Below are 21046 nucleotides of genomic sequence, written 5' to 3'. Positions count from 1 at the left end.
CGGCCTGAAATCTGCCTTGCGCATAGTTGCGCCGCAACAAAATACGCTTAACATAGCGCCAATAAGAACTATCGGGAGAGAGCAATGACCGAAACCCAGCGCGATATCCTCAGCGCCGGCTTTTCGCTGACGCTGATTGCGCTTGCCGCCTTCGTCATGCAGCGCTTCTTCCTGCCGCTGATCTGGGCAGGAATCTTGTGCGTGGCCACCTGGCCGCTGTATCGGCGGCTGCGCGCGCGTATCGGCCACGACATCATCGCCGCCGCCTTGCTGACGTTGCTGATGGCGGCGGTGTTCATCGTGCCGGTGCTGCTGGGCGTGACGCAAGCCATGCGGCAGGGGCCGGAGCTGGCCAATTACATCGTCACCGCCAATACGGACGGTATCGCCGTGCCGGACTTTGTGCAGCACTTGCCGGTGATAGGCGATTCGCTGGCCGAATGGTGGCGGGCGACATTGAGCCAGCCGCACGGCCTGGCGCATCTGTTCTCGGACCGGCAGATCAACGGCTTCCATTCGGCCAGCGACATCATCAAAGTGGCCGGCGTCGGCCTGATGCACCGGCTGGTGGACTTCGGCCTGGCGTTCCTGTGCCTGTTCTTCTTCTACAAGGACGGCGAGGCGCTGACCCGGCAGATCACGCACATCGGCAGCCGCTGGTTCGGCGAGCAGCGCTGGGCGCGGTATTCGGACAAGATCCCAACCGCGATCCGCGCCACCGTCAACGGCCTGGTGCTGGTGGGCCTGGCGGAGGGCGTGTTGATCGGCCTCGCCTACTGGCTGGCCGATTTGAAATCGGCCGCGCTGTGGGCGGCGGCGACCGGCGTCCTCGCCATCATTCCCTTCGGCGCGCCGCTGGCGTTTGTCAGCGCCGCCGGCCTGCTGGCCGTGGGCGGCGCGCTGCCGGCGGCGCTGGCCGTCGTGGTCTGGGGCACGCTGGTGCTGTTCGTCGCCGATCACTTCGTCCGGCCCGGCATCATCGGCAACGCCACGCGCTTGCCTTTCCTGGCCGTGCTGTTCGGCATATTAGGCGGCGTCGAGACGCTTGGCCTGGTGGGACTGTTTATTGGTCCAGTGGTGATGGTGCTGTTTGTAACGCTGTGGCATGAGGCGCGCACGCATCCTCAGGATGTCGGCTCGCCAGTTGCCCAACCCAGGTGAGGAGCGCAAACGCGGCCGCGGCATCGGCCGGCCGGTCATACGCATGGGCAGGGCAACTGGCACCGGCAACCATTAATGTGCTTTCGATTTGGACAGGATCAGCAGCCAGCGGCGGAATAGCAGCACTTCCAGATGGCCCGCTTGCACGCCGGTGTCGCATTCCAGGATCGGGTTGACGGCGTAGAATCGCTTGCGGAAGTCACGGCACACCATCATTTCGCGTTTGCCCATGCGAACCATGAAAGACGTGGGCAGGTATTCCAAGCCAAAGCGGGAACCGTAGCTGCTGTTCAGAGTGCTCATGACATTTCCTTTGTTGTTGGAGTTGTTTAACGAGGAGTTCAGAATAGCATAACCACTGTATGAATAAACAGGTACTGTGCAAATAAACAGTAAATTTGTTGTTTGCTCGTTTTTGCAGCAACTTTATCGGCGGTCAAGCAGGGAGCACCAAATTTTTAGCAAATTAGCGCGTTTCGTGGAGGCAAGACTGTCTCCGCACGGTGAATTCGGTCTGCATCTGACCGTTGGCATGGTATTGCTGTTCATTTCCGGGCTGGTGTTCCATGAGCTGGCCGAGGCGGTCATGGGGCAGGCCGCCATCACGGTGCTGGATGTGCGTATCGCCGACTGGTTCAACGCCCATGCGGCCGAGCCGTTCACCACCATCATGTACCTGATCACCTATCTGCATTCGGTGGCGGGCATGCTGGTGCTGCTTGGCTTGCTGGCATGGCATCTGCGGCGGCGGGGCGCGCGCTACTGGCTGCTGGCGCTGGGCTTTGCCGTGCCCGGCGGGATGCTGCTGAACGTGGCGCTCAAATACTATTTCCAGCGCGCGCGGCCGGTGTTCGAGGAACCGATGGTGACGCTGGCCACCTACAGCTTCCCGAGCGGGCATACCACCGCCGCTACCTGTTTCTACGGTTTGATGGCCTGCTACCTGGTCATCGCCCGGCCGGCGTGGAGTGTGCGTCTGGGAACGGTCATCTTCTGCCTGACGATGATATTGTTGGTGGCGTTCAGCCGTGTGTATCTGGGCGCGCACTATCTCAGCGACGTGCTGGCGGCCATGGCCGAGAGCGTGGCGTGGCTGGCGGTGTGCATCACGGCCATTTCCACGCTGCGCCGCCGGCGCGAGGGTAAAACGTTATAAATAATATGAATAATATCGTCGTCATCGTCAATGCGAGTGCCGGACTGGGCTACTGCGGCGGCTGGAGCGCCGCGCTGAAGGAGCAGTTTCGCCGTCACGGCGCGGCGGCCGAGATCACGCTGGCGCAAAGCGGCGACGAGATGATCGCGCGCGCCGAGCGGGCGTTGGCCGAGGGCGCGCCGCTGGTGGTGGCGGGCGGCGGTGACGGCACCATCAACGCGGTGGCGTCGGTATTGGTCGGAACGGCGACGCGGCTCGGCGTGTTGCCGTTGGGCACGCTGAACCACTTCGCCAAGGATCTGAAAATCCCGCTGGCGCTGGAGGGCGCGGTGGCCAACGTGGTGCATGGCGTCGTGCGCCAGGTCGATGTGGGCGAGGTCAACGGCCGCATCTTCGTCAACAATTCCAGTCTCGGCATCTACCCGGACATCGTGCGCGACCGCGAGCAGCAGCAGCGCCATCTGGGACGCGGCAAGTGGCCGGCGTTCGGGCGCGCGCTGTTCGCGGCGCTGCGGCGCTTTCCGTTCCTCAGCGTGCGGCTGAAGATCAACGGCGCCGAGCATCTGCGGCGCACGCCCTTCGTCTTCATCGGCAACAACGAATACCTGCAGGGACTGACGCTGGGCGCGCGCGAGCGGCTCGACAGCGGCAAGCTGTGCCTGTATGTGGCGCAGAAACCGACTCGTCTCGGGTTGTTGCGCTACGCGCTGCACGCGCTGTTCGGCAAGTTGCGGGAGGCGCGCGATTTCGATGTGCTGTCGGCCACCTCGCTGGAAATCGAGACGCGCCACCGCCACCTGCGGGTGGCCACTGACGGCGAGGTCACGCTGATGAAGCCGCCACTGTGCTATCGTTCCAGGGCCGCCGCGCTGCACGTCATCGTGCCGGCGGCATAGGAGGCAAGCATGCGCACCATCGTCCATCTATCGGATTTGCACTTTGGCCGCGTCGATCAGGCGCTGCTGCGGCCGCTGCAGGAACTGGTGACCCGGCTGGCGCCGGACGTGGTGGTGGTCTCCGGCGATCTGACGCAGCGCGCCAAGACCGAGGAATTCAAGGCCGCGCGGGCCTGGCTGGACACCTTGCCGGGGCCCCAGATCGTCGTGCCCGGCAACCACGACATCCCGCTGTACAACGTCGCCAGCCGCTTCCTGACGCCGCTGCGCAAATACACGCGCTACGTGACGCTGGACCTGGCGCCGGAATACGTGGACGACGAGATTGCCGTCCTCGGCATCAACACCGCGCGCTCGCTGACCTTCAAGGACGGCCGCGTCAACCAGGAACAGCTGGCGCAGATGCGGCGGCGGATGCAGGCGGCGGGGCCGCAACACACGCGCATCATCGTCACCCACCACCCGTTCGACCTGCCGCAGAATTTCGACCAGCACGACCTGGTCGACCGCGCGCCGATGGCGATGCAAGCGTTTGCCGAATGCGGTGTCGACGTGCTGCTGGCCGGCCACCTGCACGCCAGCCACGCCGGCAACAGCGCCGGCCGCTACAAGATCGCCGGCTACGCCGCGCTGGTGGTCCAGGCCGGCACCGCCACCTCCACCCGCGGGCGTGGCGAATCCAACTCCTTCAACGTCCTGCGCATCGCCCCCGACGACGTCCAGGTCGAGCGCTACAGCTGGGTGGAAGGCACAGGCAGCTTCGAGCCGGTCCACACCGAATACTTCCGCCGCAGCGGCGACGTGTGGGCGCTGGCCGCCGAAGCCTAAAACGGTGTCAGGTCTGACATTCGCACACGGGCTCAACTGCGGAGCAGTTGAGCCCGTGTGCGAATGTCAGACCTGACACCGTTTTTTTCACAGCCAGTAGTTCATGAAGCGGGCTGACCATTCTTTCATGCGGTTGCTCAGCGGGCGCTTGCGCCAGCTTTCCAGCGTTACCTGGGTGGAGTCGCGCAGGTCTTCCTGGAAGGCTTTTTCCATTTCGGTGCCGAACGCTTCGCCCATGACGATGACGTTGACCTCGCTGTTGTGCAGGAAGCTGCGCATGTCGATGTTGGTCGAGCCGACCGTCGACCATTTGCCGTCGATGACGGCGGTCTTGGCGTGCAGTACCGCCAGCTTCAGCTGGTAGATGTGGACGCCGGCCGCCAGCAGTTCGTCGTAGAAGCTGTGGCCGGCGTAGGCCACCATGCCGACGTCCGATACGCCGGGCACCACCAGCTTGACGTCGACGCCGCGCCGGGCGGCCGCTTTCAGCGCGTCCACCGTCTGCCGGTCCGGCACGAAGTAGGCGACCGTCAGGTGGATCGATTTCTTGGCCTCCTGAAGCGCCAGCGCGTAGGCCTTGTAGATTTCAAAGTGGCCGTCCGGCTCGCTGCCCAGCACGCGCACCACCTTGTCGCCGGCGATCACCGGCTTGGGGAAGTAGTCCGCTTCCCGCAGGTCGCTCTGGTCGGCCTTGGTCCATTGGCGGATGAACAGCCACTGGAAGGCCTGCACCGCCGGCCCTTCGATTTTGATGTGGGTGTCGCGCCAGCCGACGTCGGCTTCGCTGGTCGGCCGCGAGGCCGAGCGGAACAGCGAACTCTTGGCATATGTGACGCTGATGTTGACGCCGCCGGTGAAGGCGGTCTTGCCGTCGACGATCAACACCTTGCGGTGGTCGCGGTGGTTGAGCTTCCAGCCGTCGCCGTTGACCTTGGCGGGATTGACCGGGTTGAATTCGATCAGCCGGATGCCGGCGTCGCGCATGCGCTGGAAGAACTCGGCCGGCACGCCCAGCGTGCCCACGCTGTCGTAGATGATGTTGACCGTCACGCCTTGCCGCTGCTTTTCTATCAGCGCGTCGGCGAACTTCAGGCCCAGCGCGTCCTGGTCGAAGATGTAGGTTTCAAAATTGATGTGGTTGCGCGCGCCCTGGATCGCCTTGAGCATTTCCGACAGCGTCTGCGGGCCGTCGAACAGCAGCGTGCATTTGTTGCCGGCGATGAGAGGCACGCCGGTCGCCGCTTCCTCCAGCGACGCTTGCGTTTGCAAGTCCAGCGTGCCCTTGTTCCAGCGCTTGGACAGCAGCGCCTTGGCGCGCGCGTCGCTCAGCGCGCCGTCCTTGCCCTTGACTGTCGGCGCCGTCGCGGCGGCCGGCTCCAGCTTGCCGCTCAGCCCGGTGACGTCGGGCAGTGATGCACATGCGCTCAGCGAGGCCAGACACAGGGTGCCAGCGGCAAGCCAGTAACGCATGGGCAAGATTTTCATGGGTCGACCTTTTCGATGAGCGCGATGGATGCTTCTTTTGAGCCGAACAGGAACGAGATCGGCCCGGTCCGGAACCGGCGCCCCAGCGCCTTCGTCAGCTGCCAGCCTTGCTTGAAACGCACCTGGCGCGACCGCAGCGCCACCCACAGCGCCAGGCCAAAGCTGACCAGCAAGTTGACGATCCCGATGGACAGAAAACCCGCCACCGAGGTGACAACCAGTTCCCAGCCGACATTGTGATCGAGTCCAACAATTGCTGTCGCAAAATTGGCGGACGAGAACGTCACGTGGCGGATGTCGAGCGGTATGCCCAGTACGAAGCCGATGAACGGCATCGTGCCCAGCAGGATGCCGAAGAAGAAATTCCCCATCAGACCACCCAGATTATTCTCCAGATACACGCCCAGCCGCTGCACCCGCTGCTGGCCCAGCAGCCGGCCGAGACCGCGCAACTGGGCGATCCGCTGCGCCCAGCGCGTGTACAGCGCCTTGTTGTCGTAGTAGCCGGAAATCAGCCCGGCCACGAACAGGCAGACGCCGGCGATGGCCGCGTAAATCAGTGTCGGCGCGTGGATCGGGTCGATGTCGTGCAGCAGGTGCATGGCCTTCTCCGGCGACACCAGGTGGTGGCCGGTCAGGCGCGGCCACGCCATGGCGATCAGCCAGGCGGTGGGAATGCAAATGGCCAGATTGCCCAGCACCGCCATGACCTGCGTGCGCAGCACCTTGTTGCAGAGCTCGGCCATGCTGTCGATGTCGATGTTGCGCCCGTCCCGCGAATGCAGCCCGGAGGCGATGCGCGAGGCGGTCATCGCCGGCTGCTTGGTGGCCACCGTGAAGTGCAGCAGGTGGATGAACACGAAGCCGAGCGAATAGTTCATGCTGAACAGGAAGGCTTCCACCAGCGGCGCCGCGTGCAGGTAGGACAGCAGGATCTTGAACAGCGCCATGAAACCGATGATCAGACCGGCGCCGGCGGCTGAGAAGAACATGGCGCCCAGCTCGCGGCGCGTGTTGGCCACGTAGTGCTCGCCGGTGTGGCTGGCGTTCTCGGTGACGTTGCGCGCCAGCAGGTTGATATTGTCGCGCAGCAGATCGCCCACCATGTATTTCTTGTTGTGCGCCTCGATCAGCTCCAGCGCCAGCGCGATGCCCTCGGCGCGGCGCGCGTGGTCGTCGGCCTCGCCGGGCTGGTCCACATCGACCAGCACCAGCAGCTTGCGCATGCGGTCCATGCTTTGCGTCAGCGACACCAGCAGGTAGGTCAGCGCGATGCTGGTGCCCTGGCTCAGCGCCTTCTTGCGGATTTTGCTGATGACGGTGTCGCACTGGTCCAGCATCACCAGCAGGTGGCGGGCGTCGGCCAGCGCGACTTCCTGGCCGGCCAGCTTGCGCTGGTAGGCGTCGAGGTAGGCGTTGACCTCGAAATTCTGCACCATGAAGGGCGATTCGTAGGTCTCCATTTCGGTGTGAAAGTTGGTCAGGCGCGGCTCCAGGCCGATGGCGCACACGCGGTAGGACAGCGTGCGGATCGCTTCCAGCAGCCCCTGCAACATCAGGTTGCCGAGGTACGGCTGTCCGCCGCGCGGCACGCTGGCGCGCTGCTCGGAGTGGATCACCACGTCCAGCAAGGCCAGCCAGTCCTCGGCCGGCACGGCGCGCATCCACAGGTAATCGGTGCGCTTGTAGACGATCTGGTCCAGCGCCTCGTCCAGGTAGTCGTTGCCCAGCGCGGGCGGCAGCATGCGGTAGGCGATGCGGGTGCGCAGTTCGCTGAAGAAGCCGTCGTTCGACAGCACGCCGAGCTCGGTGTACAGGCTGGAATGGCGGCGCGACGCGATGAGGTTGCGGGCGTAGTCGCGCAGCGCGTTGGCGTGCGCCAGATTGCCTTTTAATAGCTGGGTCAGGGTGCGCACGTTGGCGGTGGCGCGGGCGCCGTCGGTGGCGCGCTTGGGACGCAGGGTGTCGAACAGCGCGATCATCGGACCGATGTCGTTGCTGTCTGCGTGGATGCGTTCCAGAATATCGAGCATGGAAAGAGCTTTGTAATGCAAAAAACGCAGTATAACCGCCGGCATGCGGCAAGTATGTACGGTGTCGAACATAGGTTTCCGCGATGAAATGATAAAGATGCGTGATGATGCGCACAGAACGGGCCCGGGGAGGGGGCTACACTGAGCCTGACCATCCCAACGTACCTTGCTCATCATGAAACCCGCTCCGCTCACATTGGTAATGCTGATGCCGCTGGCCGCGATGGCGCAGACGGAGGTGTATGGAATGCTCGACGCCAACGCGCCGCAGCAAAAGGCCAATCCGTTCAAGCGGCCGGCGGATGTCGGCATCGATGGTCCGCTGGGCGTGGTGGCGCTCGGTCGCCAGTACAACCTGATCGACGAAACGCGGGCCGTTCTGGCCAAGCCGCTGCAGGATGGCGCTGCCAATCTGGCCGGCTATACCAGCGAGCGCTACGACAACACGGTGCGCTATCAATCGTCGCGCTCGCGCAGCGGCATCATCGGTTCCATGACGTACAGCCTGGGCGAATCGCAGTTCAGCAGCGCGACCAATCGCGCCTATGGTGCCACCCTGGGCTACGAGGGCGGCAAGGCCAAGCTGCGCATCAGCTACCAGCGCAAGGAAAACACGCTCGACGCCACCGGCGCCTCGCCCGAGCTCGACCACACCGCGCGCAACGCGCTGATGGCGGCGAGTTATGATTTCGGCGGCTTCGTCGGTTACGCTGGCTATGGTCACAGCAAGGGCGACATCAGCAGCCAGTGGAGCGAAGCCAACCCGTATGGCCTGGTCGGCCAGCGCGACCTGTACACCAACAGCCGCGACTCGCTGGTCGGCGTGGTGGTGCCGCTGGGCCGCGCCACCACGTTGCTGGCGTCCTTCATCCGCAAGGACGACCGCGGCATCGCCGACCGCGACGCCAACCAGTTCGCCATCGGCGCCAGCTACGCGTTTTCCCGCCGCAGCGATGTGTACGCGGCGTTTTCGACCATTCAGAACCGCAACGGCGCCGGCTTTACCTCTGGCAACGCCACCTACCGGGCGATCAACGTCGGCTTCCGCCGCGCCTTTTAGGCACGCCGCCAAACATGCTACATTGCTGGTTTTGTTGACCAGGAACGCCGCATGTACCTCACTTATTTCAACGGCAATTGGGCCGAAGGCAACGCGCCGCTGTTTGGCGCCATGGACCACAGCGTCTGGCTGGGCTCGTCCGTATTCGACGGCGCCCGTTCGATACGCGGCCAACTGCCTGACCTGCGCCCGCACCTGCAACGCGTGATCCACTCGGCCGAGCGGGTCGGCTTGCGCTGCCCGCTAAGCGTGGAGCAGATGGAGCAACTGGTGCGCGAGGGCGTGGCCAAGTTCCCGGCTGATGCCGAGCTGTACATTCGTCCCTTGGTGTTCGGCACTGACGGCCTGCTGATTCCGGTGCCGGAGAAGAGCGCCTTCGCGCTGACCTTGTTCGATGCGCCGATGCCGCCGGTCACCGGTTTCTCGGCCTGCCTGTCGACGTTGCGCCGTCCGGACGCGTTGATGGCGCCGACCGACGCCAAGGCCTCATCGCTGTACGCCAACACCAGCAAGGCGCTGCGCGAGGCGCGCGACCGGGGTTTTGACAACGCGGTGGTGTGCGACAGCGCCGGCCATGTGGCCGAGTTCGCATCGGCCAATCTGTTCTTCGTTACGCCGGAGGGCAAGGTGGTGACGCCGGTGCCGAACGGTACTTTCCTGTCCGGCATCACCCGCGCGCGTGTGATCGACTTGCTGGCGCAAGCCGGCGTCCCGGTGGAGGAGCGCAGCGTGCGGCCGGAAGAGCTGGACAGCGCCGTGGAAATTTTCAACACCGGCAATTACGGCAAGGTCACGCCCTGCGTGCGCTACGAAGGCCGCACCTTGCCGGTCGGCCCGATCGCCACGCTGGCGCGCGACCGCTACATGGCCTTCGCGGCCGGCGCGTAACTAGCGCGCCGTGGCCGGGCAGGTGGCGCCCAGCCAGCGCCCGGTCGACTCGACGGTGGCGTTGCGCGGCCCGGTGCCGCTGTTGTTGGTGACGTTCATCGTCGCGGTGTAGGCGTTGTCGCCCTGGAAGCGAATCTGGCCGTTGCCGCTGGAGGCTGGATTGGTGCAGGTGAACGACACGTTCAGCCCGCCCGCCACCGGGTCCTGCCGCGACGTGCATTGGCCCTGTTGATTCAGCGGCAGTTCTTTGCGCGCGGCCATTTCCGGCGTGACGCAGGCGGTCACCTTGAGGCTGCCGTCGGCGCCGGCCTGCGGCATCGACACGCCGTTCTGCGCCATCATGCCGGCCACTTTCGCGCGCTGATCAGGCGGCAGTACGGCCAGTTGCGCCAGCGCGGCGCTGAGCGCCTGGTCGGTCTGGCTGTCGCCGGTTTTGATCTTGTTGGTCAATTCCCATAAGCCGGGCTTGACGGTTTGCGCCGATGCGTGCGCCGCGGCCAGCATGGTCAGCGATATGAACAGACGTTTCATCATGAATCCTCCTTGAGTCAGCAGCATAAATGAAAACGGCGCCGCCGGCGCCGTTTCCTCTGGAACGATGGGTTCCGCGCTAGATGCCGCGACCGCTAATCAGGCGCAGCAGCACCATGATGATGGCGACCACCAGCAGGATGTGGATGAAACCGCCGATGGTGTAGGAAGTTACCAGGCCCAGCAGCCACAGGATCAGCAGAACGACAGCGATGGTATAAAGCATGATGATCTCCTCGGGTTGTGTTGGATCTATTATCAGTCGTACCAGTGTTTCTTTCTGTACGCTGCCGAACCTTGTGCCTTAGTCCAGCGAACGCAGTTGGCCGTTGACGACGCGCACCGCGTCGCCGTTACGCCATTGCGGTGCCGACGACGAGTGAATCGTGCGCTTGGTGCCGTTGTCCATGCGGACCACGATGTTCCAGCTGTAGGTGGTTTTCATGCTGCCTTCGATCTGGTTGCCGGCCACCGCGCCGCCGACGGCGCCCGCCACCGTGGCCAGCTGACGGCCATGGCCGCCGCCCACCTGGTTGCCCAGCAGGCCGCCGAGCACCGCGCCGCCGACCGCGCCGACGCCGCTGCCTTCCGGACGATGTTCAATCTGCCGCACCGATTCCACCACGCCGCAATTGCTGCATGGGGCGTTGCGGCTTTCCTGCTCTTGCGCCTGGCCACGGCCTTGCGACACGGCCGGCGCGGTGTTCTGTGCGGCACGTGGGGCGCCGTTGTCGGCGTAGCCCATCTGCTGCGATTGCGGCGGCGGCATGCCCGCCATCTTGTCCGGAACGTTGGCGTTGGAGGTCGGTAGCCAGCCGAGCATGGCGGCGGCGCCCACGCCGCAGAACAGCACCACCGCAACGGCGGCGATGATCATGATGGGATGGGTGCCAGGTTTGGTGTTTTGCGTATCCATGGGTAAGTCCTTTTTTGTTTTGAATGCCGCTATTTTCCGAGGGGACATGTTTTGCTTCCGTGCGTCACCGTACATACAGAGCAAATAATTGCCACTAAGCTGTTTCCATGCATACTCATATTTCACATTCCCCCGACGACGACCGCGCGCTGCCGCGGTTGGCGAACAATCGCCTGTTGGCCAGTCTGCCGGATGACGATCAGGCCCAGCTTGCTGAAAAATGCGAGACGGTGCGGGTCGACAACGGCGAGGTGTTGTCGGAGCCGGGGCAGCAAGTGCGGTATGTGTATTTCCCCATCGATTGCCTGGTGTCGCTGCTCGGCGTGGCAGACGGCCGCATGACGCTGGAGGTGGGCTCGATCGGCCGCGAGGGCATGCTCGGCGCGCCGGTGGTGCTGGGCCACGAGCTGGCGCAGGTGCGCGCGGTGGTGCAGCGCTCGGGCCGGACCTACCGCATGGCGGCGGGCGATTTTGTGGCCGAGTTTTATCGGATGGAATCGTTGCAGCGCTTGCTGCACCGTTATACCGATACCGCGCTGGCGCAGGCGATTCAGATCGCCGTGTGCAGCCGCTTCCATGTGCTGGAGGCGCGGCTGGCGCGCTCGCTGTTGATTACGCGGGACAGGTTGCAGTCGGAGAAATTCCACCTTACGCATGAATTTCTGGCGCATTCGCTGGGCGTGCGGCGGGTAGGGGTGACCAAGGCCGCCAGCGCGTTGCAGCAGCAGAAGCTGATCACCTACAGCCGTGGCAATATCGAGATTCTGGATTCGGCGGGACTGGAGTCGGCGTCCTGCCACTGCTACGAAATGTTCAAAGACAAATAAGACGACGAGGACGTTAACACGTCCACAAATCATCCACAAATCATCCACAAATCATCCACAAATCATCCACAAATCATCCACAAACGCCAAAACGCCAAAACGTTATTCCCGCTTTCGCGGGAATAACGTGTGAGCGGGTGGTGGTAGATTAACGTGGTGGCTTCTGCACTTGGTTACCGATCACGCCACCCACGGCCGCGCCACCGACGGTGCCGATGGCGCTACCGCCGGTCAGCACCGAACCAGCCACGGCACCGACACCGGCGCCAATGGCGGTATTTTTGTCCTGGCCCGACATATTGGCACAGGCGCTCAGGCCCAGGGTGGCCGCCAGCACGGTGGCGGTTGCTGCGATACGCTTGATGTTGTTCATGATTTTTCTCCTCTGGCAGGCCAGGCGCGGTATTGCACCCGGGCGATGAGGTCAGAATAAGTCAAAGCGGCAACCAGTTCTGTTCGCCATCACACATACGGGAAACATCAACGCTGTGGATTGCCCGGTGGCGGCGCCACCGCCTTGCCGCCCAGTTGCGCGATCAGCGTGCGGCAGGCCGGCGTTTCACCCGGCGCTGTGCTGACCAGTGGCACAATCGCCGCCACCGGCGCCACCACCGCCAGCGCCAGCGCGCCGCCGGCGCGCAAGGCCAGCGTGCCCTTGTCGACGCTGACGTCCGGGGTCTTGAAGGTGCCGCGCACATAGATCGGCGCGCGCAGCGAAATCACGCGCACCGATTTGGCGTCCGGCTTTAGCGTCAGGTCCAGCTTCTCGTTGCCGAGGTTGACCGTGCCGTGGATATCGATGCGCGCTTCCGAGGTGTCCACCGTGAACAGCCGCGACTTCATCACGCCGTTGCTGACGGCAAAATCGGTCACCATGCAATTGAGCTTGACCTGCTGGTCGCCGGCGATCCGCGTCAACACCACGCTGCCGATGTTCAGTCCCATGGTTTCAAGCATCAGCTTGCTCACGCTGCCCTGGTTGATCACGCCTTTCAGTTCGCCGTTGGACGCGCCCAGCAGGTCGGCCACCGAGTTGCCGCTGGCCGACAGCGAGACGTCGGCATTGATTTCGCCCACCGTGGCCTGCATGCCGTCGATCGACGGGAACAGCTGCTTCAGCTGCAACTGCCGGGCATCGGCCTTCAGCTCGGCGCGGATAGCGTCCGGCGTGATCTTGCCGCTGCCGTCCAGCATGACGTTGGCGGTGAAGCGGCCGCCGGCGATGTCGAAGTTCAGCGGCGTCAGCGCCAGCACGCCGTCCTTGAGGTGGATCCGCGTGGTCAGGTTCTGGATCGGCAGATTCTGCTCGCGGGTGATCTGCGCCGCCGTGAAGTTGACGTCGGCATCAATCGCGGTCCAGCGCTCGGTGCGGAATTTTTCCACCGGCAGCACCTTGTTGCCGGGTTGAAGTTCGTCGGCGCCGCGCGCCTCCTTGCTGGCGTTGGAGTCGGCGCCGATCAGCGGACCGAGGTCGGACACCTGCAGTAGCTTGGACTGCACCGTGCCGCTCAGCAGCGGCCGCGGCGCGCCGGTCTTGAATTCCAGCTTGCCGGCGATGTCGCTCTGGCCGACCTTGCCGGTGAATTGCTGGTACACCCAGCGGCTGGCGTTGGCGCCGAGGTTGCCGTTCAGGTGGCCCTCGGTGGCGAAGGGCGGCGTTTCCGGCAGCAGCACGCCGGTCAGGCCGTAAAGCCGCGCCATGCTGGGGCCGGACAACTTGAGTTGCATGTCGATCGCCGCCAGCGAGGCCGGCTTGGTCAGCGTGCCGTCGAAGCTGATGCGGGTGCCGCCGACGTCGAGGCTGGCCGCGAGCGGGTAGGGCTTGATCTGTTGTAGCGCCAGCACGGCGCCGGCCTTGCCGCCACCACTGACGTCCTGGCCGTTCCACTTGCCGCGCAACCGCCAGGCCACGCCGTAGCGCGGGTCGTCGATGGTGTCGACTTGGGCGCTGGCGTCGACGTGGGTGATGGCGTCGATGTAGCGCACCGTGCCTTTGGTGAACACCACGCTGTGCACGTTCAGCGTCCATGCCGACGGCGCGTCGTCGTCGCCGAAGGTCCAGTTGTTGCGGCCGTCGACCTCGCGTTGCAGCAGCAGCCGTGGATTGTCGAAGCGCAGCTGCGGAATCTCGATGCGTTGGCGCAGCAGCGGCAGCGGCTCGATGGCAAAGGCGAACTGATCCACGCTGACCATCTCGGCCGGCGCGCGCATGCCGCGCGGATTGCCGATGTGGACGTCGCGCGCCACCAGGTGCGGCAGCGGCAGCCAGCTGCCGTGCTGGCGCCAGGCCAGCGACACCGCGCCGCGGATTTCGAACGGCCGCTCGATGGCCGTACCGATCTTGTCGTTGAGCCAGGGGCGCGCGCGATTCCAGTCGACGCTGTTGAGGGCGACAACGGCGATCACGGGGATGGCCAGCGCCACGGCGCCGGCGGCGATGGCGATGCGGGTACGGCGGGGCAGGGGCATAGTCAACCTTGAAACGCGAGTTGCATCATTTTACACACTCCGGCTTTTTGTGCGTCACCGTACTGATGCTGAGGCGGCAAGCGCCTATAACGTCAACCGTACCATCAACTTTTAAGGAGAATAAGAATGATGACGATGAATACCCGGTGGCAGCTGTTGTGTGGCATGGCCGTGCTGGTCGGTCTGAGCGGTTGCGCCAGCGAGAAAACCCCGGCCACCGCCGATGTGGCCGTGTCGCGCCAGGCCGTGGCGGCCGCCACCAGCGCCGGCGCCGCCGACCTGGCCCCGGCCGAGATGCAGTCGGCCCGTGAAAAACTGATGCGCGCCAACCAGGCGCTGGCCGCGCGCGATTACAAAACGGCGCAGGACCTGGCCACCGAGGCCTCGGCCGACGCGCAACTGGCGCAGAGCAAGGCCAATTCGGCCAAAGCCACCGCCGCCTCCGATGAACTGCAACAAAACATCCGCCTGCTGCGCGAAGAACTGGCACGCGCCAACGCCACCAACCAACAATAAATAATAAGGAATCACGACCATGAAAAAATTCGTTCTGGCGCCTGCCGCCCTGACCATCTCGATGCTGTTCGCCGCCTGCAGCACCACGCCGACCACTACCCGTCAGCTGGACCAGGCGCGCAGCGATTTCATGACCGCCCAAAGCAACCCGTCGGTGGCCGCCAACGCGCCGCTGGAATTCAAGGCCGCGTCGGACGCGCTGGACAGCGCCAATACCGCCGCCGCGAAACGCGAGAGCCTGGACGACATCGACAAGCTGGCCTACATCGCCAAGCAGAAGATCGCCACCGCGCAGGAAGCGGCCAAGGCCAAGCAGGCTGAAAACGAGGTCGCCAGCGCCGCCCGCCAGCGTGATGAAATCCGCCTGCAGGCGCGCACCGCCGAAGCCAATAGCGCCCGCGTCGCCGCCGACCGCGCCAAGGCCGAGGCCGACGCTGCCCGCGCACAAGCGGACGCCGCCGCCAACTCGGCGCGCGACGAGGCCGCCAAGAACGCCGCGCTGCAACAGCAACTGGCCGACCTGCAAGCCAAGCAAACCGAGCGCGGCATTGTCATCACGCTGAGCGATGTGCTGTTCCAGGTCGACCGCGCCGAGCTGAGCGCCGAAGGCCTGCGCACCGCGCAGAAGGTGGCCGACGTGCTGGCGCAGGAACCGCAGGCGGTGGTGCAGGTCGAAGGGTTTACCGACAGCACCGGCACCTCGTCGCACAACCTCGAATTGTCGCAGCGCCGTGCCGAATCGGTGCGCAACGCGCTGATCGGCCTGGGCGTGCCGAGCGCCAAGATCGCCACCCGCGGCTATGGCGAAGCGTTCCCGGTGGCCAGCAATGCCGACGCCGGCAGCCGCCAGCTGAACCGCCGCGTCGAGATCGTGCTGTCGCAAAACGGCACGCCGATCGCCAACCGCCGTTAATTTGACTTTTACCAAGGAAGGAAAACCCCATGGCTGAATCCACCCCCACCCAACCGGCAGGCATCGATACCGAGGCCATCCGCGCCGCCGCCCGCAACCTGGAGGACGGCGCGGTCACCTCAGGCTATCAGGGCAACCGCCAGGCAGTGATCAAGATGCTCAACGACGCGCTGGCGACCGAGCTGGTGTGCATCAACCGCTACAAGCGCCACTACTACACCGTCAGCGGGCGCGAGAACGCCGCCATCAAGGCCGAGTTCCTCGCGCACGCCAACGAGGAGCAGCAGCACGCCGACTGGCTGGCCGAGCGCATCGTCCAGCTGAACGGCGATCCTGATTTTAATCCTGCAACATTGCTTGCACGCAGCCATGCCGAGTATGATGCGTCTGAAGACGTACAATCGATGGTGCGCGCCAACCTGATCGCCGAGCGCGTGGCCATCGAGGCCTACCGCCAGATGATCCAGCAAATCGACGACACCGACCCCACAACGCGCCATCTCTTGATCAAGATCATGGCGAGCGAAGAGGAGCACGCGGACGATATGCGTGATATGTTGACCGAACACGGTTGACACGGCGCAAGGCGATTTGCTATACAGTTTTCACATCAACAACCCAAAACAGGAGCCTCATCATGCTGGAACAAAACATCAGTACCGTGAATAACGACGTGAAAACTCTGGTCAAGGATGCCCAGGCATTGTTCACCGCCGCCACCGCGCTGACCGGCGAAAAGGCTGACGAACTGCGCGGCCGCGGCATGCGCGTGCTGGACACCGCGCTGGCCAAGGCCCATGAAGCCCAGATCAGCGCCGTGGCCGCCACCAAGGAAGCCGCCCAGCACGCCGACGAGTACGTCAAAGAAAACCCATGGCGCTCGATCGCCGCCGCCGCCGGCATCGGCCTGCTGATCGGCGTCATCATCGGCCGCAAGTAATGGCGCAAGACGACGGCACCCGTCCGCCGGGCCTGATCGCGTCGCTGGGTCTGGTGACCCGCAACGCGCTGGCCTTGCTGCTGAACCGGCTGGAACTGGCCGCGCTGGAGTTGGCGCAGGTGCGCAATCACCTGCTGCAACTGGTGGTGGTGTTCGCGCTGGCTGTGCTGCTGGGCGGCTTTGCGCTGATCTACGCCTCGATCACCATCGTCTATCTGGCGTGGGCGGTGATCGGCTGGGTGATCCTGCCGATCATCACCGTGGTGTTCCTGCTGGTCACCATCGGCCTGATCCTGTACGCGCGCGCGATGCTGCGTAGCGGCAAGCTGACGCTGCCGGCGACCATGGCGGAACTGAAGTCCGACCGTGACATGCTGGTGTAAGGAGAGGCCATGAGCAACAAGCACGAAGACGATGCCGCGCTGGCGGCGGACAAGCAGCGGCTGATCCGTGAGGGCGAGCTGCTGCGTATCAAGGTGGTGCATTCGAAGGCGCTGGTCGGTCAGGCCTTGCAGCCGGACGCGCTGATGCATGGGGCGGTCGACCATGCGGTGGCGCTGGCGCAGGCGCGCCTGGGTGGCCTGCTGCAGCCGGGTGGTGGCGGCTTGTTGGGGGGCTTGAATCTCAAGTCGCTCAGGTCGTTGTTGCCGTATGCGTTGACGGTGGGGTCGTTCATCGCGCGCAAGCGCTTGATCAAGCCGGTGTTGGTGCTGACGGCGGTGGCGGGAGCGGGCGTGGCCTGGCTGATGCGGCATCAGCGTTCGGAATGAAGCAAGGGCCGCTAATAGCGGCCCTTGTGTTTTATTGACCCGCCAGCAGTTGCGGCACTTTGGCCATGTCGGCCTGGTAGGTGTGCTGCGCGTCCTTCAGACAGGCGCCGCGCTCGGTGGCGGGCACCTGCTTGCATGCTTGCCTGGCTTCGGCCAGCGCGGCGCCGATTTCCTTGCGCAGTGTGCGTTCCCGTTCCTGCGGCGTGCGGTCCGGCCGCGACCAGCGCGCCGGATCGCCGTGCGCGATTTCCTGTTTCTGCAGTTGGGCGTTGAGCGGTGGCGTGGTGTCTTGTTGCGCGTGCGCGGCCAGCGCCGCGCACGCCATCATCACGCCGGTGATGATGCGATGGTGCATGATAGTCTCCCGAGTTTACAGTCTGCCGGTCAGCAGCATAATCAACAGTATCACCACGATCAGGCCGGTGACGCCGCTGGGGGCGTAGCCCCAGTTGCGGCTGTGCGGCCAGGTCGGCAGGGCGCCGATCAGGGCCAGCACCAGGATAATCAGAATAATAGTGCCCATGAGGTTCTCCTTATAGTGGTGGCGGCGGGGCCGCGGTCAGCTTTCAGTAGCGGTACAGGCGGCCGTCGATCAGGCGCACACGGTTGCCCACACGCAGGTCATACACGCTGTCCTGCTGGATGATGCGGGTATCGCCGTTGTCCATGCGCACGCTGATCTGGTATTCCTGCTTGCCGGCGTTGTTGTTGTTCTCGACATTGTTGCCGACCACCGCGCCGCCGACGGCGCCGGCGATGGTGGCGGCGGTGCGGCCGCTGCCGCCGCCGACCTGGTTACCCAGCAGGCCGCCGATCAGGCCGCCGGTGACGGCGCCGACGCCAGAACCGCCGCGTGCCTGCATGATCTGGATCGAGTCGATGGTGCCGTAGGTCGAGGAGTCGTTGCTGATGTAGCCGATCTGTTGTGGCTGTTGGGTGTTGGCGCAGCCGCTCAGGACGGCAACGCCGGCCAGCAGGGCGGCGGCAAAGGTCGTGGTGCGTTTCATGTGATTCTCCTTGGAAAAGTGTGGGTTCAGCTTAGACAGCCGCACACGCCGGGTCTGTGCGATTCCGCACCAAGCGCCCACGTGTCAGTTTATGTACGCTATCGAACAGTAAAGCGCCGGGAAGCGGCGTTTAATGGCGACATCGGTAGCAGAGACGGCAAACAAACGTCCCGCTGGCTGACAAACTCAATTTCAACACCAAGGAGAAATCGCCATGAAAATCGCACATAAAATCGCTACTGCCCTGTTCACCGTATCGCTGCTGGGCGCCATGACCGGTTGCGCATCGACCTCGACCAAAGAAGGCACCGGCGAGTATGTCGACGATTCCGTCATCACCACCAAAGTCAAAGCCAGCATCTTCAACGAGCCGACCCTGAAATCGACCGAAATCAATGTCGAAACCTTCAAGGGCACCGTGCAGCTGAGCGGCTTCGTGGCCCAGCCTGAAGACATCGCCAAAGCCGGCCAGGTGGCCCGTGGCGTCAAAGGCGTGACCGCCGTGAAAAACGACCTGCACGTCAAGTAATCCCCCCGACTGGCGCGCGTCCGCGGCGGCGCGCGCCGGCGTCCTCTTTGTGAGTCATCATGAACCAGCCTGTCGATCTTCCACCGACTCAAGCACAGGCGGTCCACGCCGACGCTGAGATTCACCACCCCATCCTGCCTTCCCGTCTTCCCCTGCATGTCAACGCGCGCGGCCTGGCGCTGGGCGTGATCGCCACCGTGACCTTCGTCTGGGCGCTGCAATGGGCGCGCGACTTCCTGGTGCCGCTGCTGCTCGGGATCCTGCTGACTTACATGCTCAGTCCGCTCGTGTGCTGGCTGGAGCGCCTGCGCCTGCCGCGCGTGATCGGCGTGACGCTGGTGACCGCCGCCATCCTGGGGGGCTCGGTGCTGGTGGTCGACAAGGTGCAGGGCCAGTTCCAGGCGATCATGGAGGAGCTGCCGACCGCCGGTCACAAGCTGTCGCGTCTGCTGCAGCAGCATTTGCACAGCGGCGGGCCGAGCGCCATACAGCGCATCCAGGACGTCGCCAGCGAATTGCAGCAAGCCACCACCGCCAACGCCCAGGAGCGGCGCGCGGCGCGCCGTGCGGCGGCCTCGGCGGCGCCGTCGGTGTTCCCGGTGATGGACTGGATCTGGGCAGGTTCGATGGGGGTGGCCGGGTTTCTGAGTCAGGCCACGATGGTGGTGTTCCTGGTGTTTTTCCTGCTGCTGTCCGGCGATACCTTCAAGCGTAAGCTGGTCAAGCTGACCGGGCCGTCGTTGACCAAGAAGAAGATCACCGTGCACATCCTGGACGACATCAACACCTCGATCCAGAAATACATGCTGATGCTGCTGGTCACCAACGCCGCGCTGGCGCTGCTGATGTGGGTGGCGCTGCGCTGGATCGGCCTGGAGAACGCCGGCGCCTGGGCCATCGTCGCCGGCCTGTTGCACCTGATGCCGTATTTCGGCCCGTTGCTGATCATGATCGCCACCGGCCTGGTGTCGTTCCTGCAATTCGAGTCCTTGCAGATGAGCTTGCTGGTGATGGGCATCTCGCTGGCCATCGCCACGCTGATCGGCACCATCGTGACCACCTGGATGACCGGTCGCTTCGCGCGCATGAACGCGGCGGCGGTGTTTGTCAGCCTGCTGTTCTGGGGCTGGCTGTGGGGTGTCTGGGGCTTGCTGCTCGGCGTACCCGTGATTGTCATCGTCAAGGTGGTGGCCGAGCGGGTTGAGGGGATGGAAGTGCTGGCCGAGCTACTTGGCGAGTGATCCCAGCTGCAAGGCATACTGCCTTGCGAACTCGGCGCCGACGAAGAAGATCTGCGCCGAGTAATACACCCACAGCAGCAAGGCGATCATCGAGCCGGCCGCGCCAAAGCTGCCGGCCACGCCGCTGTTGCCGATATACGCGCCGATCGCATATTTCCCCAGCGTGAACAGGGCGGCGGTACCCAGCGCGCCGATGCTCACGTCATGCCACGACAGCTTTACACGCGGCAGCATCTTGAAGATGACGCCGAACAGCGCCGCGATCACCGCGAAGCTGATCGCCATATTGATCGCCGTCAGCACCATGCCGGCGTCGGTCCAGTAACTGCCCCATAACTTCTCCAGCAGCGTCAGCGCCGCGCTGACCACCAGTGACACCATCAACAGGAACGCCAGCACCAGCACCATGCCGAACGACAGCAGGCGGGTGCGCACGGTGTCCCATGCGGTGCCGCGGGTCAGCGGCGGCACTTGCCAGATGGCGTCCAGACTGGCCTTGAGCTCGGCGAACACGGTGGTGGCGCCGAACAGCAGCAGGGCGCTGGCGATCAGCGTTGCCAGCAGGCCTTGTTCCTTGTTGCGGGCGCCGGCCAGCACCGCCTGGATCGCTTCCGCGCCTTGCGCGCCGACCAGGCCGCGCAGTTGCGCGAACAGTTCGCCCTGCGCCGCCTGCGGCCCGTAGAACCAGCCGGCGATCGCCAGCACCAGGATCAGCACCGGCGCCAGCGAGAACAGCGTATAAAACGCCAACGCCGCGCCCATGCTGCTGCCGCGGTGTTCAAACCATTCGAGAACGGTGCATTTCAGCACCGAGAAGAGCATTTTTTTAGTCATAAAAAGAAAAAAGCCCCGCAACCAGGGTTGCGGGGCTGTGGTGACG

27 protein-coding genes are annotated in these 21046 nt (G+C 64.3%); 15 read left to right on the top strand and 12 right to left on the bottom strand.

Going from position 1 to position 21046, the window contains the following annotated elements:
* The first annotated feature begins 84 nt into the window (after positions 1 to 84).
* Entirely contained in the window at positions 85 to 1161 is a 1077-nt protein-coding gene (locus GTP44_RS15255) for an AI-2E family transporter (protein WP_161020093.1), read from the top strand.
* 72 nt (positions 1162 to 1233) lie between these two features.
* Here the strand turns inward: GTP44_RS15255 and GTP44_RS15250 are convergent, their stop codons facing one another.
* The gene (locus GTP44_RS15250) at positions 1234 to 1464 is read right to left on the bottom strand and encodes a hypothetical protein (RefSeq protein ID WP_160992885.1); all 231 of its coding nucleotides are present in this window, start codon (positions 1462 to 1464) and stop codon (positions 1234 to 1236) included.
* A gap of 229 nt (positions 1465 to 1693) precedes the next feature.
* Here GTP44_RS15250 and GTP44_RS15245 point away from each other — a divergent pair, with 229 nt between their 5' ends.
* The 3 genes from GTP44_RS15245 to GTP44_RS15235 are packed head-to-tail and all read left to right on the top strand — an operon-like array spanning position 1694 to position 4041.
* On the top strand, positions 1694 to 2317 hold the full coding sequence (locus tag GTP44_RS15245) for a phosphatase PAP2 family protein (protein WP_161020092.1): 624 nt from the start codon (positions 1694 to 1696) through the stop codon (positions 2315 to 2317).
* A gap of 5 nt (positions 2318 to 2322) precedes the next feature.
* Positions 2323 to 3213, top strand: a complete 891-nt coding sequence (locus GTP44_RS15240; protein WP_161020091.1) for a diacylglycerol/lipid kinase family protein — start codon at positions 2323 to 2325, stop codon at positions 3211 to 3213.
* A gap of 9 nt (positions 3214 to 3222) precedes the next feature.
* On the top strand, positions 3223 to 4041 hold the full coding sequence (locus GTP44_RS15235) for a metallophosphoesterase family protein (protein ID WP_161020090.1): 819 nt from the start codon (positions 3223 to 3225) through the stop codon (positions 4039 to 4041).
* Between the two features lie 87 nt (positions 4042 to 4128).
* Here GTP44_RS15235 and cls read toward each other — a convergent pair whose 3' ends face one another.
* Together cls and GTP44_RS15225 are read right to left on the bottom strand one after the other, a co-directional pair.
* Positions 4129 to 5526, bottom strand: a complete 1398-nt coding sequence (gene cls / locus GTP44_RS15230; protein WP_161020089.1) for a cardiolipin synthase — start codon at positions 5524 to 5526, stop codon at positions 4129 to 4131.
* Positions 5523 to 7559 (bottom strand): site-specific recombinase, encoded by a 2037-nt coding sequence (locus GTP44_RS15225; RefSeq protein ID WP_161020088.1) that lies wholly within the window; start codon positions 7557 to 7559, stop codon positions 5523 to 5525. Before GTP44_RS15225 ends, cls begins: the two co-directional genes overlap by 4 nt.
* 175 nt (positions 7560 to 7734) lie before the next feature.
* Here GTP44_RS15225 and GTP44_RS15220 point away from each other — a divergent pair, with 175 nt between their 5' ends.
* Positions 7735 to 8619, top strand: a complete 885-nt coding sequence (locus GTP44_RS15220) for a porin (RefSeq protein ID WP_161020087.1) — start codon at positions 7735 to 7737, stop codon at positions 8617 to 8619.
* 51 nt (positions 8620 to 8670) lie between these two features.
* Positions 8671 to 9507, top strand: a complete 837-nt coding sequence (locus GTP44_RS15215; protein ID WP_161020086.1) for a branched-chain amino acid aminotransferase — start codon at positions 8671 to 8673, stop codon at positions 9505 to 9507.
* On the opposite strand, the gene GTP44_RS15210 is transcribed toward GTP44_RS15215, so the two are convergent.
* From GTP44_RS15210 to GTP44_RS15200, 3 genes are all read right to left on the bottom strand, one after another.
* Entirely contained in the window at positions 9508 to 10041 is a 534-nt protein-coding gene (locus tag GTP44_RS15210) for a DUF3617 domain-containing protein (RefSeq protein WP_229256926.1), read from the bottom strand.
* A 76-nt stretch (positions 10042 to 10117) separates the two neighbouring features.
* Entirely contained in the window at positions 10118 to 10264 is a 147-nt protein-coding gene (locus tag GTP44_RS15205) for a lmo0937 family membrane protein (RefSeq protein ID WP_139168812.1), read from the bottom strand.
* Between the two features lie 78 nt (positions 10265 to 10342).
* Complete coding sequence (locus GTP44_RS15200; RefSeq protein ID WP_229256925.1) at positions 10343 to 10954, bottom strand: glycine zipper 2TM domain-containing protein; 612 nt, start codon at positions 10952 to 10954, stop codon at positions 10343 to 10345.
* Positions 10955 to 11061: 107 nt separating this feature from the next.
* On the opposite strand from GTP44_RS15200, the gene GTP44_RS15195 reads away from it, so the two are divergent.
* Complete coding sequence (locus tag GTP44_RS15195) at positions 11062 to 11781, top strand: Crp/Fnr family transcriptional regulator (RefSeq protein WP_161020085.1); 720 nt, start codon at positions 11062 to 11064, stop codon at positions 11779 to 11781.
* A 148-nt stretch (positions 11782 to 11929) separates the two neighbouring features.
* Here GTP44_RS15195 and GTP44_RS15190 read toward each other — a convergent pair whose 3' ends face one another.
* Together GTP44_RS15190 and GTP44_RS15185 are read right to left on the bottom strand one after the other, a co-directional pair.
* The gene (locus GTP44_RS15190; RefSeq protein WP_160992401.1) at positions 11930 to 12154 is read right to left on the bottom strand and encodes a YMGG-like glycine zipper-containing protein; all 225 of its coding nucleotides are present in this window, start codon (positions 12152 to 12154) and stop codon (positions 11930 to 11932) included.
* A gap of 107 nt (positions 12155 to 12261) precedes the next feature.
* Positions 12262 to 14250 (bottom strand): AsmA family protein, encoded by a 1989-nt coding sequence (locus GTP44_RS15185; protein WP_161020084.1) that lies wholly within the window; start codon positions 14248 to 14250, stop codon positions 12262 to 12264.
* A 129-nt stretch (positions 14251 to 14379) separates the two neighbouring features.
* Here GTP44_RS15185 and GTP44_RS15180 point away from each other — a divergent pair, with 129 nt between their 5' ends.
* The 6 genes from GTP44_RS15180 (at position 14380) to GTP44_RS15155 (ending at position 17389) form a co-directional block, all read left to right on the top strand.
* The gene (locus tag GTP44_RS15180; RefSeq protein WP_371867228.1) at positions 14380 to 14766 is read left to right on the top strand and encodes a DUF4398 domain-containing protein; all 387 of its coding nucleotides are present in this window, start codon (positions 14380 to 14382) and stop codon (positions 14764 to 14766) included.
* 19 nt (positions 14767 to 14785) lie between these two features.
* A complete protein-coding gene (locus GTP44_RS15175) occupies positions 14786 to 15679 on the top strand; it encodes an OmpA family protein (RefSeq protein WP_161020083.1) in 894 nt (297 codons plus the stop codon).
* A gap of 29 nt (positions 15680 to 15708) precedes the next feature.
* Positions 15709 to 16254 (top strand): ferritin-like domain-containing protein, encoded by a 546-nt coding sequence (locus GTP44_RS15170; RefSeq protein WP_161020082.1) that lies wholly within the window; start codon positions 15709 to 15711, stop codon positions 16252 to 16254.
* A gap of 62 nt (positions 16255 to 16316) precedes the next feature.
* Complete coding sequence (locus GTP44_RS15165; protein WP_160992406.1) at positions 16317 to 16619, top strand: ElaB/YgaM/YqjD family protein; 303 nt, start codon at positions 16317 to 16319, stop codon at positions 16617 to 16619.
* Positions 16619 to 17002 carry a phage holin family protein gene (locus GTP44_RS15160; protein ID WP_161020081.1) on the top strand — a complete coding sequence of 128 codons (384 nt, stop codon included), beginning with the start codon at positions 16619 to 16621 and terminating at the stop codon, positions 17000 to 17002. Before GTP44_RS15165 ends, GTP44_RS15160 begins: the two co-directional genes overlap by 1 nt.
* A gap of 9 nt (positions 17003 to 17011) precedes the next feature.
* Entirely contained in the window at positions 17012 to 17389 is a 378-nt protein-coding gene (locus GTP44_RS15155) for a hypothetical protein (protein WP_161020080.1), read from the top strand.
* Between the two features lie 31 nt (positions 17390 to 17420).
* On the opposite strand, the gene GTP44_RS15150 is transcribed toward GTP44_RS15155, so the two are convergent.
* Genes GTP44_RS15150 through GTP44_RS15140 form a run of 3 tightly spaced genes read right to left on the bottom strand, consistent with a single transcriptional unit; the run spans position 17421 to position 18396 of the window.
* Positions 17421 to 17744, bottom strand: a complete 324-nt coding sequence (locus tag GTP44_RS15150; RefSeq protein WP_161020079.1) for a hypothetical protein — start codon at positions 17742 to 17744, stop codon at positions 17421 to 17423.
* A gap of 15 nt (positions 17745 to 17759) precedes the next feature.
* Positions 17760 to 17912 (bottom strand): DUF3309 domain-containing protein, encoded by a 153-nt coding sequence (locus GTP44_RS15145; RefSeq protein WP_160992410.1) that lies wholly within the window; start codon positions 17910 to 17912, stop codon positions 17760 to 17762.
* Positions 17913 to 17955: 43 nt separating this feature from the next.
* On the bottom strand, positions 17956 to 18396 hold the full coding sequence (locus GTP44_RS15140) for a glycine zipper 2TM domain-containing protein (RefSeq protein WP_161020078.1): 441 nt from the start codon (positions 18394 to 18396) through the stop codon (positions 17956 to 17958).
* 214 nt (positions 18397 to 18610) lie between these two features.
* Between GTP44_RS15140 and GTP44_RS15135 the strand changes: the two genes are divergently transcribed.
* Complete coding sequence (locus GTP44_RS15135; RefSeq protein WP_160992412.1) at positions 18611 to 18925, top strand: BON domain-containing protein; 315 nt, start codon at positions 18611 to 18613, stop codon at positions 18923 to 18925.
* Between the two features lie 59 nt (positions 18926 to 18984).
* Entirely contained in the window at positions 18985 to 20166 is a 1182-nt protein-coding gene (locus tag GTP44_RS15130) for an AI-2E family transporter (RefSeq protein ID WP_160992413.1), read from the top strand.
* Here the strand turns inward: GTP44_RS15130 and GTP44_RS15125 are convergent.
* Positions 20152 to 21000, bottom strand: coding sequence for a YihY/virulence factor BrkB family protein (locus GTP44_RS15125; RefSeq protein WP_161020077.1), 849 nt, complete (start codon positions 20998 to 21000; stop codon positions 20152 to 20154). The genes GTP44_RS15130 and GTP44_RS15125 overlap by 15 nt on opposite strands.
* Positions 21001 to 21046: the final 46 nt, after the last annotated feature.

The sequence above is a fragment of the Duganella lactea genome (assembly GCF_009857505.1).
Taxonomy (GTDB): Bacteria; Pseudomonadota; Gammaproteobacteria; order Burkholderiales; family Burkholderiaceae_D; genus Rugamonas; species Rugamonas lactea.
Note: the sequence above shows the minus strand (reverse complement) of the source record. Positions and strands in the feature narration are given on the sequence as shown.